This window comes from Cytobacillus sp. (genome assembly GCF_032154635.1).
GTDB lineage: Bacteria > Bacillota > Bacilli > Bacillales > Cytobacillaceae > Cytobacillus.
In genome coordinates this window covers 1-12,827 of sequence record NZ_JALDXW010000003.1, presented here as the reverse complement: position 1 = coordinate 12,827, position 12,827 = coordinate 1, and the positions used below count along the sequence as shown (strand labels likewise).

Below are 12,827 nucleotides of genomic sequence, written 5' to 3'. Positions count from 1 at the left end.
CTTCACCTGCTTTCTATCAATTTTGTTTTTTGAATTTTCCCAGTAGCATTCTTCGGCATTTCTTTTAAAAATATTACTTTCTTAGGAATTTTATATTTTGCTAGATGCCCTTGACAGTATTGAATCACGTCATCCTCTGTTAAAGCGCTTCCATTTTCTTTTACAATATATGCTGCTGGCACTTCTCCCCAAAGAGGATCGGCATTTCCGACCACGGCTGCTTCAGCTACACCTTTCACTTGGCTAATGACTTGCTCCACTTCAAGCGGATAAATATTTTCCCCGCCGGAAATGATCATTTCTTTTTTCCTGCCTGCAATGAACAGGAAGCCTTCATCATCTGTTTTCGCTAAATCTCCTGTCAAAAGCCATCCATCTTTCAGTGCATCCTTTGTCGCATCAGGTCTGTTCCAATATTCCTTCATAATATTTGGTCCTCTAACAGCAAGCTCGCCAACCTCTCCTTTTTCAACCTCGTTGCCCTCAGAATCAATCAGTCTATATTCGGAAAACAACACAGGCTTGCCAATGGACCCTCTCTTACGTGGCGCATCTTCTTTCGTAAGCATAAATAGAGTCGGAGACGTTTCGGTCATCCCAAACCCTTGGCCGAATAAGAACCCTCTATCAAAATAGGCATCTATTAATTCTCGCGGACATGGTGCTCCACCATTATAGAACCAGCGGACTGAACTCAAATCAGCCGTATGAAATGCGGGGCTCGTGAGCAATGCCTGGTGGATCGTCGGGACTCCCATCACGATGGTCACTTTATAGGTTTCAATCATTGACAGTGCTTTTTCAGGCTCGAACTTGCCAGGGATAACGATCGTCCCCCCTGAAAATAAGGACGGAAAGGCAAACAGCCCCATTCCTCCAATATGAAACAGCGGAAGCAGCACGATGCATCGGTCCTCCGACGTTAAATCGATGGCAAGCTTATTATTGATGGCATTCCAGAACATATTGCTCTGAGTCAGTACGGCGCCTTTTGGCTTGCCGGTTGTCCCTGAGGTGTAGCAAATAATATAAGGTGCATCCTCATCAATCCTGCTCTCAAAGTAAGGATTCTCTCCCGCTGAACCTTGACATAATTCTTCCATGAACCCCAAATACTCTATGTCACTTTGCTCAACAAGAGAGGATGCAAACTCTGCATTTTCTTTTTCGGCAAAGATGAGCCTTGAGCCGCTGTCATTGAGCTGAAAAATAAGTTCCTTCGCGCTCAAGCGGATATTTAAAGGAACTGCCACACATTCAGTCTTAGCAATTGCAAAAAGAAGGACGATGTACTCCATCCGGTTGTGTGACAAAATCGCAATGCGCTCTCCTTTTCTTCCTCGCAGTGTTTCTCGAATTTTTTGAGCAGCTGAATCGACCATTTTATTGAGCTGCTTATAGGATACTTTTTCGTTATCTGTTATGACTGCTGTTCGATCTGGATGTGTATATGCCCATTTCTGAATCCAATAGGCAATCCCTTTCATCGAACTCCCCCTTTTACTTTTTTAACCCTTGGAATATCAGTGTCATCGCAGCATCAAATGCTTCTTCTGGCACTTCTTTCTTTTCCCAATATACCCATCTCATTCCCAGAAACTGTCCAATGGACATCAAGCAGTAAGCAACTGTCTCCTGATCCAGATTCTTAAATTCCCCCGCCTCGATTCCTTGAGACAAACTCTTTAAAAATCCATTCGCAAGCTTTCCGTAATACCAGCGGAATAGCTCCTGATCCACGACAACTGCCTGCTGAACGATGCTGTACAAATTGGGGTGATTTTTTACCCAGCTGAAGAAGGCGAAGAAGCCATTTCGCTGTGCTTCTTCAAATGAAGAGCTTCCTGCCATTCCTTCTTTAATCGCAATTCGCAAATCCCGGCTATAGCTCCGGATTAGCTCATCATAAATATCCTTTTTTGAAGGAAAATAATTATAAAAGGTTCCTTGGGCAACTTTGGCTTCCTGTGAAATGTTAACGATGGAAGCTTCAAAATAGCCTTTCTGCCCAAATACCTCCTCAGCAGCTCTTAAAAGCTTTTCACGTGTTTCCATTCCTCTTGGGGTTAGTGCTTTTTCCTCTGAAATATTATTAGTTGACACCTGAATCACCTCTCAACTTTATTATAATTAATATTCTTAAAATTACAACAATATTTTTGTTTTGAAAAATACTAGATTATAGTTCTCTATTTCCAATCAAACTTCATATATACAATTGTCCTTACGGTACATAAAACACGGGATGAGAAGAACTAAGCAAAATTAAAAGGCATGATCCCGGTACAATACCGAGTCCATGCCTACGGTGCCTAATAAAAAAACGTGTCAAACTTTACTTTTTTAGCTCTAAAATTAATTATGCGACCACTATTGGTAGTTTTTTACTTTTTTAGATTTTATAATGATTTTACCTGACTTCTTTTTCCATTTTTTTACTTTCCTAGGTTTTATAATGATTTTATCTGACCGCTTTTTCTAGTTTTTTACTTTTTCGGATTCTATAACTTTTTTACGTGACCACTTTCCCCAATTTTTTCTAGGTTTTATAATGATTTTATATCAAGGGTGAAGATTATCTGGAAAAATTACGATGTCACGGGTGAACCCTCTGCAAGAAACACCAGGATGTTTCTTGCACTTTCTTTCAGAAAATAACTACAGACTAGTTCACCAAAACTTTCACCACATTATCCACATACTTCGTTGTATTGTATCCAAAAATTTCTAGCTTTTTTGGAAAAACGTATTCTCCTGAGTTGTCTTTGTTCCACTCTATATTTTGTACGGTGATGAAATGGCGCAGTTGATCCAGCTGATCAACTGCGACTTCCATATTATTCATATCATATTGCTTCCCATTTCTATCAAGGATGACCCATTCTGTATCCATTCCCATTGAACCCATATTGCTTTCATCCTCTTCTATAAATTGAAATTGAAAGGACTCATATTGTCGATTTTCAACTTGATGATTACTTAAGACTATTTTTCTCATGTCTCCATCCTCCTCTTTGTCGATAGAGATCGTACTGCCTGCATATTGAAACGATTGAGGATATTTTTTAGAATCATCAAGGTCAATTGTTTTATAGTCGTCGATCCATAAATAAACTGATCCGAATTTTACATGCACTTCTTTTGGCTTTTCTTTAAATAATGGGTCGAAGTGGGTTTGAAAACTGCTCCATCCTCTGCCTTGTTGATAATCCGGATAAGAACCGATATACGGATTGTTTTCTACGATTTTCTTGTTCACTTCAAGGTGATCGAAATTAATGAATTCAATCCGCTTCTCTGGATTTATATTTTGGAAACCATAATGTAAAATGGTCGCTGTTGGAGCTATCGTTAATTTATTTATTCGAAGCGGTATTCCTTCCATTTCCATTTCTTTATCAAGCAAATATTCGTAAGAGGGACTTTTGGTTACAGGGATTTCAAAGCTCCACTCCCCATTTGCAAATCCAAATTCACCGTGGCGACTAAAAGGATCCGGATTAGTGGAGTCCTGGACTAATTTATACAGCCTTGTGACCTTCAGCTGGATTGTCCCACTATCCTCTTTAAGTGGCAGTAGACTGATCTTCCCCTGATATACATTCTTTTCTTCATTATTTTGATCAGGGGGATAGTATTTCGGATATGATCCAAGGTTCATGATTTTATTTTCATTCTCAACCTTAACACCATCAAAATTATTCATCATATATTGATTGTCTTCATTCATATCTTCAATTTCGTAAAAAATTAGCGTCTGTATATCATCGGCAATCACACTTTTGATCGTAATTTTCACGCCATCACTTTCCTTTTCCAGATTCAGCCTTTCCGCTAGATTATGCTGAAGAAATTGACGAAGCTGCTGATCTTCTTCTGTCCACGAATAATAAAGATAGGAGAACCAGCCAGTAAAAAAGCCAATACACAAGAACACAGTGAATGCTCCTGCCAAAAAAAGACCCCGCTTTTTATATTTCTTTAGCTTCAGTTGTCTGCGTTTTTCCTTTTCAGCCAATCTACCTTTGACTTTCTCCATGAAATCTAATGGCACCTGGAAATCTTCAACGGTTTCAGTAAGCTCTAACATAGTTAACATGACCTCTTGAAAAGTAGCCAAATCCTCCTGACAGTTTTGGCAATGATAGAGATGCTCCTCAAAGTCAATCTTTATCGGCCGATCGAGCGTTCTTCCTAAATAATCAATGTAAAGCCGATGTTTTTCCTTACAGCCATCAAAATGCGATCCATATCCCGACTTTTCTCGAAGTGACCGGATACCAGAAAACAAACGTGCCTTCATCTCCTCAATTGAAACGTTTAGAATATAGGCTGATTCCTCCATGGAGATTCCTATTACATATGTAAGGACCATCGCTTCTTTTTCGCATTCTTTCAATTGATCAAGTGCTTTAAACACATCCTGACGCTTTTCACTTTCCTCTGAAGCTTTTAAACTACTATCGGCTGAAAGCTCCCTACTCGTATGTATGAAAACAGACGTTAGCCAAATATCAAATGATGTTTCTCTTTTAAATCGAGGCAGTTCCTTATGTACTTTTAAAATAACACGATAAAAAAGCTCTTCCATTTGCTCTTGACTTCTAAAATAGGACCAACCAAGTATATAGAATGATTCCTTATTCTGATCAAACCAATCTACGATGGACTTCAGGCTCATTTGGCAATTCGCAGTAATTGGATTGGAGTCTATTTTTATTGGGATCATAGTGATGCCCCTCCCCTTTTCTTGATGACCTTTAAAAGTAAAGACGGCTGTTCATGCTCGGTTATTTCCAAAACCCCCATATTTTGTTATTTCTTTCATCTTATCATATCGATGCACAGCCTGTACTTTTCCATTCATCGAGGGGATATAACGTACTACATTTTTTCTTTCCCCTCCTTTGATGGGACGCTCCAAGTCAAATCCTTACCATGAATTATATTCTAATAAAACTTCTTCCAATACAATAAAATCTTCCATCTTCCTCCACTTACTTGCTTCGTTATTATAAGTACTTTTGTTCCAAAGCCATCCTTTTTGGCAGTTGGTAATGCTTCTTAAAAAATCATCATAATACAATACATAAAGCACTTGATGGTATAGCTTTTCCCAGCATTCATCAAGTGCTTCTTGGTATCTTAAATTAAATAATCCTATAAAATAGGAGTTTTTCTTTGATTGATTTTTTCTTGTTTAATAACCCCTTGTGATAGGAGGTAAAATGAAAAAAGCAATAATAAATAGCTTAATAAAGGGTAAAAGAGTATCCATTGATAATAATATATTGTTGAGCGAAATTGTCCAATTAAACCAGCCCATTCTTTTGTAATCGAAATAAAGACAGGAGGATCCATACGAATATATGTACCACCAAAAAACAAATTAAATATGCCCAATTGCCCAATTAAATGTAAAACCTGTATTACTTCATTCATGAAGATTATTAATACTTGACTCTTAATGCTTGGAATAATATGTCTTTTGGCGATGTGTATCTTATTTCCCCCTAGAGCTTGGGAAGCCGTAATGTATAAATTCCTTTGCACCTCAATTGTTTTACTATATACATTGTCATACACACTCATTATGCCCAAAATAACCATAAGGCTTCCAGCAATGAAACTTAAAGTGAGTGGATTTAAAACTGGTTCTATATTAATCCTTATTAAAATGAAATATAAAATGATAAAGACAGGAAACCCACTAAAAATATTAACTTTTATTTTTGTATTGTCATTAATACGAGTATTTAGAGGATTCCTTTTTAACGCAACAAATATACCAAGTGCCCCACCAATTAGCACTCTTAAAAATGCTACAATAATTACAGTAAAGAAAGTATATTTAGCACCATATAATAGTAGCGTTAAAATATCGTAGCCCCATTGATCTGTTCCAAAGATATGTTCCTTTGAAGGAGGAAATGGAGGAGCAGATAGTTTCCTTCCCTCATCTGTAGATATATATTTTACTTCTGCCGTTTCATCAACACTATAAGGAGCTAGACTTGGACCAAAAACGGCGATCAGAAAGAAAAAACTAATCATTATCATACCGACAACTAACTTATAATTTAAGTTACCCATTTATGAAAATCCTCTCTATTAAAAAGATAAAGATTTTAATTGTAATTAAAGTTGCCAGATATAATAAGAAAAAAGATAAAAGTGTAATCATAACAAGATTATATTGATAACCGAAGTTTTCTGGATATTCGAAAAGAATTTCTGTCAACCCCCTTGTATTGTATAAGTACTCAATTATAAAAAGGTTACTGAGAGAAATACCTACAATTTTATATAAGTCCGCCTTTAAAAAAGGAAGGACATTACTAGTTACATGTTTTGCATAAATATATCGTTTCGATAATCCTTTTGCTTTTGCCGTTAAAATGTAGTCCTCTGTTAAAACCTCATAAGTTTTATCATTCAATGTCCGTATCAAATAAAATAATGGCAATATCGTTAAAGTAAAAATAGGTAAAAAAATTGCCGGATCATCCATAGATAAAGAAGCAACCTTAACTACTTTGACTCCTGTTTTTTTATAGATATATGTAACGAATAATTGAAGTAATAGCACAAGAATAAAATCAGGGATTATTCCTATAAATCCTAAAATTGAATTAATCCATTTCTCACTTTTTCTCCAAAGCCAAATACCAAGTATAAAAGAGAAAATGATTACGATAAGCAAAGAAACAGTCAAATATAAGTATGATGAAACAAAGAAACTAGCTAGATCACTTATTAAAAATCTCCTTCTGTCTCCTTGCATGTAAAAATATGATTCGCCATTTATTAATCCAGACAGGAAAGTAATTATTTCATTTGGAATTTCAAATGGTTGAAAAATCAACTTCCCATCCATGTTATATAAATATAACGGCAGAGCAGCAAGAAAAAAAAGGATGATGATACTTCCTACTTGAAAACTGAAAAATTTTATATATTTCATTTTGCCTACCTCGTTTATAATGTCTATCCTGTATTTATGAAACTTTCTATTTATACATAGTATATTGTGGATTAAGTTGTATTGCATCTGCTATTAATTCAAAAGATTTTATTTTAATATCGATATCAGATAGTAAAGATACAAGCATAACCTCATCTACCCCATGCTCAATTTGAAGCTTCAAAAGTTGATTTTTTACTGTTTCAGGAGTACCTATTAGTATTTTTGAGCGATTTTGTTCAATAATTATTTTATCAGATGGAGAGTATGTATAATTCCTAGCAGTTTCAATACTCGGAATACCATGGGGTTGAATGCCTTTTTGGATTAATAATAGGTGTAAATCAAAAATAAGAGCCAATTCTTCAGCCTCTTCTTCCGAATTAGAACAAACAAAATATGTAGTTACGATGGCATGAGGTTCTTTATGAAAAATTGAAGGGACAAAATTATCTTTGTAAGATTGTATTATTGATGGACCTCCTATAGGATGAATAAAATGCGCATAATTAAAGGATAGTCCTTTTTTTGCCGCTATTTGAACACTGCTTCCTCCAGTACTTAATAACCATGTATCTGGTTTTGATGTTACGATTGGAGTAGCCTTTAAGCCATAATAAGGATGATCGTTTGGTAGATTATCTTCCATGTAATACAATAAATCATTTATTTGCTGAAGGTAGTTATCAGCTTTCCAATCCTCACCATTTTTCAATGCTTTTGCTGCTAACGGATTCCCTCCCGGTGACTTACCGATTCCTAAATCGATTCTTCCAGGCGCCAAAACTTCCAATACTCGAAAATTCTCAGCAACTTTATAAGAGCTATAATTAGGCAGCATGACTCCACCTGAACCTAACCGAATTTTAGATGTTTTTGCAGCTAAGAATGCAAGTAATACTTCTGGAGAAGATCCTGCCAAATTAAAGGCATTATGGTGTTCTGAGACCCAAAATCTTGTAAAGCCCAAACTTTCTATTTTTTGAGCAAAAACAATTGTATCCATTAATGCATCAGCTGCAGTTTTTTTTTCAGAAATAGGGGATTGATCCAGTACACTAAGTTTCAACATAAAACCTCTCCTGTCCGAGTGGCACCTCTCATTGAATAATATTTATATAAGGTGTCTTCAATGTATTAATAACAAACACAAGTATAAATTTATAAGAGATATAGATAATTAAATAGAAAAATTTATTTTCTACTTGTCTCTATATCTCATATAAAGATACATACTATTCATTAAGAAAAAATACATATATATATAAAGTGATAGGTCTTATTGTTAATTACTTAAATACTATTTTACTGAATTATTTTATTTGTCGTTATGGCCTGTCCTATATGCACAAAAGCTTCCGTTTGTACACTCCGGAATACCGCCGATCATAGTACCCTTCGTCAATTCTTCAACGCTACCATATTTAATAAAAATTGGAGATACATATAACTCTTTATTCATCTTAACCATCCTCCTCAATATTCATTTAGCAAATAAGACCTATCAACTTTATAACAACTTTTTTTGTAGCCATATTTCTAAGGCTAATGCCCTCAACATTCCAGTAAAATATTCGAAACTTGGACTATATCCTAGATACCATTTTTCAAAAATTACTTTTATATTTTTAGGTTCTAACCAGCCTAAGGAACTCAAGATTGGAAAGTTAAGATATTTATTAATATTTTCCCATTCCTTTTTTATTCCCATATAAATAATAGGTGCGTGTGATGCTTTGTTACTCCTATTTATTATTTCATCAGGAAGAATTGAACTCATAGATTTTCTCAAAATATACTTTGTTTGATCTGGCTGAATTTTGATAGTTACTGATACTCCTGCTAAAAATTCCATAAGTCTTTTATCAAAAAATGGATGCCTAACCTCGATCCCCATTTTATTAGGTATATATTGATTCACCCATTCAACATCAGATCTTTTTACAATGGATTCAAAATATGCCTTAGTTCCATTTCTATCCCAAATATTTTCTCTTTTTCTTATTCTGTGATTAGGGTATTTTAAAATGATCCATGGGTATATTTTTTGTGAAGATTCCCTAGAAAAAAGAGGCAAGATTGTATTTTTATACAATAATTCTTTAATTGAATACCCATCTGTTTTCCACTTTTTATGTTCATTAATTAAAGTTAGTATCTTCATTTTCTTAGCTAATAGAGCTAAATAATTAAGATCACCGTATAATACGTGATCACCTATATGTCCATCTAATAAAACGTTAATGCCTTCATCATATACATGGGTAGGTACTAAACTTGATAGATAGTGAGTAAATAATGGATATGGCTCATCCAAATCTTCAATAACACGAATACTTTCCTTAAAAAGCCAAGCCGCATCTCCTTTAATAAACTTTGTAGAAATCTTTTTTTCCTTAGTAAACAGAGTTATATAATTACTCTCATCAGCTTCAGGAAATGTATTAAAAGTAAGAGAAAAACTCTTGATATTTGCTTGAGTTTCATTTTTCGAGTATAAATCTAATGCTGTCGCTGCAATTGAGGTTGAATCTAATCCTCCACTTAACGAAATACCTACTTCGGATTGATTAGAGTTCAATCTATTTTTTACAGATTGACGGAATATTTCATTGAATTGTTCGAAATATAAACTTTCATCATTATAGGAAATAGTAGATGGGGTAAATTCATAATATTTTTCCTTTTTTATTCGACCATTTCCAAAATATATAACCTCTCCTGGTTCAACCCTATAAATATTTAAATAGGGTGTCAAATTACAATATGTAGGTCGTTCTAATAATAAATTAAATAGATATTGTTCATTTAAAGGGCAATTATCATAAAAGCTTAGTATCTGTTTTAAAGTACTAGCCCATACAAATGTACCATTATAATAACTATAGAATAAGGTCCTCATTCCTAAAGGATCTTTAGCAATTAATACAAGATCACGTTGTTTATCCCAAATTCCTAAGGAGAAGTCACCCTCAATTAGATTAAGAAAAATTTTAGGGAAGGCATTATATAAAATAACAACTAATTGTGCATCTGAAATATTTTCTGATGGACTCAGATTAATTTTTTTTAAGAGTTCATATCTATTATCTATTCGCCCATTAAACACTATTGAATATTCATTTATACCAATACGATAATTAATAGATTGCTCATTTTGAAAATTTGTAGTAAACCTGAGCACATGGCCCATCGTAACATTATTATTATCAAAAACCTTGAAACTGTCATAATTTTCATTGGGATTTAACCCTAACATATATTCAACTTTTTCTCTGTTAGCTTCGTCCTTGTTAAAAGAATATAAACCTACAATGCTATTCATCCAATCATTCCTTCTAATTAATTCCTCTTTTCATCATTGGGTTTGCAGCACTTTTTCTAAGTAAAAACTTCCGTTTTTGATATGATACTTTTTATCAACATTCTCAATAAATTCAGGTCTATGAGAAATAATTATTATTATTCGATTTTCCTTTATAGAGTTTAATAATTCCCATAATTGTGCTTGAGAATTAGGGTCTAATGAGGAACTGGGTTCATCCAGTATCAATATCTGTGGATTTTTTATTAGAGCCCTCGCAATAGCAAGGCGTTGTTTTTGCCCTCCGGATAAATTATTGGCATTTTCAGATAAAAAAGAATTATATTTGTCAGGCATTTTTTGAATAAACTTATCTATATTAGTAAGTTTCCCAATATTATAAATTTCTATTTCAGAAGAGCTGAGATTGCCAAACTTAATATTATTGTATATCGTTTCTGAAAAGAAAAAATTTTCTTGAAAAACAACTGAAACTTTTTCTCTTAAACAATTCATTCTCCAGCTTGATAAATCAAGACCACCAATTTTAATGATCCCTTTTGTTGGTTTATAAAGTCCCAATAAAAGTTTAATAAAAGTTGTTTTTCCAGTTCCGCTTTCACCACATATTGCAACAATTTCTCCTAAATTAGCTTCAAAGTTTATATTGTTTAATTCATGAGTTTTATTATCCCTTGAAAAACATAGGTTATGGGTAGAAATAGAACATACATTAGCTACATCATTGGGGAATCTATCTTCCCTTTCTTCTGCCTCTTTGTAGTCTAGTACTGAAAATAATCTTTTTGCCCCCCCTAATGATTTTTGCATTTCACTATATAGAATTAAAAGCTGATGTATTGGACCAACTAAGCTCATAAAATAAGTGACTGATGCTATAAGAGAACCTACTGAAATAATTTGATTCCTAACCATGTGACTACCATATAATATAAGCATTGCAAATGTTGCCCAATAAATAATTAAATTAATGTTTGATGATACTGAAGATATAAAAATAAATTTCTTCTTGATGTTTAGTGAGTTGTTAAATATAGGATTCAATCGTTTAATATCCCAGTCAACTCTTGAAAATGCTATTATCTCTTTGGAACCTAAAATACTTTCTTGTATTTTTTCAGTGGTCTTTGCAATATTATTTTGATATATATTAGCTTGTTGTTTAATTGGTTTAGAAAAAAGTAAGGTTGCTATAATTGAAAGAGGCACAAGAATAAATCCTAAGATTGTTATTTTCCAATTTATGGTATACAAAAGATAAGCAGATATAATTATTTGACATATAATTTGTAATGCCATTGGTAGAACCAAGCTATAAAAGGAAACAAAAAGCGTAATATCGCTTTGGAATAAAGTGAGGAGTCCACCACTACTCTGATTTTCAATGTATCGATATGGCAGGGACCTAAGATGTAAAAGCAGCTTTTTCTTTAATAAAATCTCCATTTGCTCGGAGACATATGCAATGAAGACATCTCTTATAGTCTGACTGATTCCTAAGAAAATTGCTGCACAAACTATTATAATAATAATTGTTTTAAGTAAAGAAAAATTATGTTCACCAAAAACATCATCAATTATTATTTTATTTATGTAAGGTGAAAACGATTGAATTAGGGCTGATATTATAATCAGAAATAATGCAATAATATACTTTTTTTTATATGGAGATAGATATTTGATTATCCGCTTTTTCAAATTTATCACTTCTTATTTAAAACTTATAAATAACGTTAAAATTTTTTTTTATAGCATCATGTTCATCATTTATTACCTTGTTTTTATACTCCAACCAAGCATGAGCCTCAAATTTCTCTTTGTGAATACCTAAACAAAAAGTTACTTCTATGTTCTTTTGTAAAAATATGAAAAATCCAAGCAATGACCTATGTAAACATTGAGCCTTATTTTTTAATAGGTGTTTATCCCGAACCTCCTCTATTTCTGAACAAACTTGATAAGCATGTTCTAGCGCTAAGTCATTAAAAACTTTAATCTTATTTTTCCTCTCCTCTAACTTTTCTGAAATCCACTTGAAACCTTTAATTTTTATGAGGCTATGTATTATAAAAAATAATAAGTTAATTTTTGACCTTTTAATCAACTTAATTGTACCAACCCTTCTTTTTCTAAGTTATTAATTAGTGTTAATAAGTCATTAGTGACCATGTGCTTATCAACTTCAAATCTATTAATAACAATATCAATAATCATATCAATATTTTTATGTTCGCATAGTAGATTCCAAAAATAGGCACCCATTTTGTCTAACCCATAATATTGACCATTATTATAATTAAATATTACTTTATCTCCATTTTCATTATCGGTAATAAATACTCCCTTAGGGATAGTAATGCAATTAGTAGATAACATTAAAATGTCCCCCTATATAGTCATAAATTGTAAATTATAATTAATTATTGCATTTTTTAGAATAATAAGTCAATTGTTTTTCCTATTTTTTTGGAAAATACGACTAGATTCCCACGTTCTATAATTATAGATAAAGAGAAAAGTAATAGCTTTTACTTTTCA

General features: G+C 33.2%; 11 protein-coding genes. All 11 read right to left on the bottom strand.

All coding sequences use genetic code 11. The features are described from left to right. Window positions 1-2: 2 nt before the first annotated feature. Window positions 3-1,487 (bottom strand): o-succinylbenzoate--CoA ligase, encoded by a 1,485-nt coding sequence (locus RUH74_RS03410; protein ID WP_313798851.1) that lies wholly within the window; start codon window positions 1,485-1,487, stop codon window positions 3-5. Window positions 1,488-1,500: 13 nt separating this feature from the next. After that, window positions 1,501-2,055, bottom strand: coding sequence for a TetR/AcrR family transcriptional regulator (locus RUH74_RS03405; RefSeq protein ID WP_313799031.1), 555 nt, complete (start codon window positions 2,053-2,055; stop codon window positions 1,501-1,503). 610 nt (window positions 2,056-2,665) lie between these two features. Next, window positions 2,666-4,729, bottom strand: a complete 2,064-nt coding sequence (locus RUH74_RS03400; RefSeq protein ID WP_313798850.1) for a DUF4179 domain-containing protein — start codon at window positions 4,727-4,729, stop codon at window positions 2,666-2,668. Between the two features lie 431 nt (window positions 4,730-5,160). After that, on the bottom strand, window positions 5,161-6,093 hold the full coding sequence (locus RUH74_RS03395; protein ID WP_313798849.1) for an ABC transporter permease: 933 nt from the start codon (window positions 6,091-6,093) through the stop codon (window positions 5,161-5,163). Beyond that, a complete protein-coding gene (locus RUH74_RS03390) occupies window positions 6,086-6,964 on the bottom strand; it encodes an ABC transporter permease subunit (RefSeq protein ID WP_313798848.1) in 879 nt (292 codons plus the stop codon). The genes RUH74_RS03395 and RUH74_RS03390 overlap by 8 nt, the downstream gene beginning before the upstream one ends. 46 nt (window positions 6,965-7,010) lie before the next feature. Then, window positions 7,011-8,036 carry an LLM class flavin-dependent oxidoreductase gene (locus tag RUH74_RS03385; RefSeq protein WP_313798847.1) on the bottom strand — a complete coding sequence of 342 codons (1,026 nt, stop codon included), beginning with the start codon at window positions 8,034-8,036 and terminating at the stop codon, window positions 7,011-7,013. Window positions 8,037-8,282: 246 nt separating this feature from the next. After that, window positions 8,283-8,426, bottom strand: coding sequence for a lasso RiPP family leader peptide-containing protein (locus RUH74_RS03380; RefSeq protein ID WP_313798846.1), 144 nt, complete (start codon window positions 8,424-8,426; stop codon window positions 8,283-8,285). 48 nt (window positions 8,427-8,474) lie between these two features. Then, window positions 8,475-10,289 (bottom strand): asparagine synthetase B family protein, encoded by a 1,815-nt coding sequence (locus tag RUH74_RS03375; RefSeq protein WP_313798845.1) that lies wholly within the window; start codon window positions 10,287-10,289, stop codon window positions 8,475-8,477. Window positions 10,290-10,322: 33 nt separating this feature from the next. Next, window positions 10,323-11,987 carry an ABC transporter ATP-binding protein gene (locus RUH74_RS03370; protein WP_313798844.1) on the bottom strand — a complete coding sequence of 555 codons (1,665 nt, stop codon included), beginning with the start codon at window positions 11,985-11,987 and terminating at the stop codon, window positions 10,323-10,325. Window positions 11,988-12,003: 16 nt separating this feature from the next. After that, the gene (locus RUH74_RS03365) at window positions 12,004-12,393 is read right to left on the bottom strand and encodes a lasso peptide biosynthesis B2 protein (RefSeq protein ID WP_313798843.1); all 390 of its coding nucleotides are present in this window, start codon (window positions 12,391-12,393) and stop codon (window positions 12,004-12,006) included. Then, entirely contained in the window at window positions 12,390-12,665 is a 276-nt protein-coding gene (locus RUH74_RS03360; protein WP_313798842.1) for a PqqD family protein, read from the bottom strand. The genes RUH74_RS03365 and RUH74_RS03360 overlap by 4 nt, the downstream gene beginning before the upstream one ends. Between the last annotated feature and the right edge of the window lie 162 nt (window positions 12,666-12,827).

Excerpts from the sequence above, each read along its gene's own strand:
- RUH74_RS03385 (WP_313798847.1), bottom strand. The coding sequence starts at position 8,036 with ATGTTGAAACTTAGTGTACTGGATCAATCCCCTATTTCTGAAAAAAAA.
- RUH74_RS03375 (WP_313798845.1), bottom strand. The coding sequence starts at position 10,289 with ATGAATAGCATTGTAGGTTTATATTCTTTTAACAAGGACGAAGCTAAC.
- RUH74_RS03395 (WP_313798849.1), bottom strand. The coding sequence starts at position 6,093 with ATGGGTAACTTAAATTATAAGTTAGTTGTCGGTATGATAATGATTAGT.
- RUH74_RS03390 (WP_313798848.1), bottom strand. The coding sequence starts at position 6,964 with ATGAAATATATAAAATTTTTCAGTTTTCAAGTAGGAAGTATCATCATC.
- RUH74_RS03380 (WP_313798846.1), bottom strand. The coding sequence starts at position 8,426 with ATGAATAAAGAGTTATATGTATCTCCAATTTTTATTAAATATGGTAGC.
- RUH74_RS03360 (WP_313798842.1), bottom strand. The coding sequence starts at position 12,665 with ATGTTATCTACTAATTGCATTACTATCCCTAAGGGAGTATTTATTACC.
- RUH74_RS03400 (WP_313798850.1), bottom strand. The coding sequence starts at position 4,729 with ATGATCCCAATAAAAATAGACTCCAATCCAATTACTGCGAATTGCCAA.
- RUH74_RS03405 (WP_313799031.1), bottom strand. The coding sequence starts at position 2,055 with ATGGAAACACGTGAAAAGCTTTTAAGAGCTGCTGAGGAGGTATTTGGG.
- RUH74_RS03410 (WP_313798851.1), bottom strand. The coding sequence starts at position 1,487 with ATGAAAGGGATTGCCTATTGGATTCAGAAATGGGCATATACACATCCA.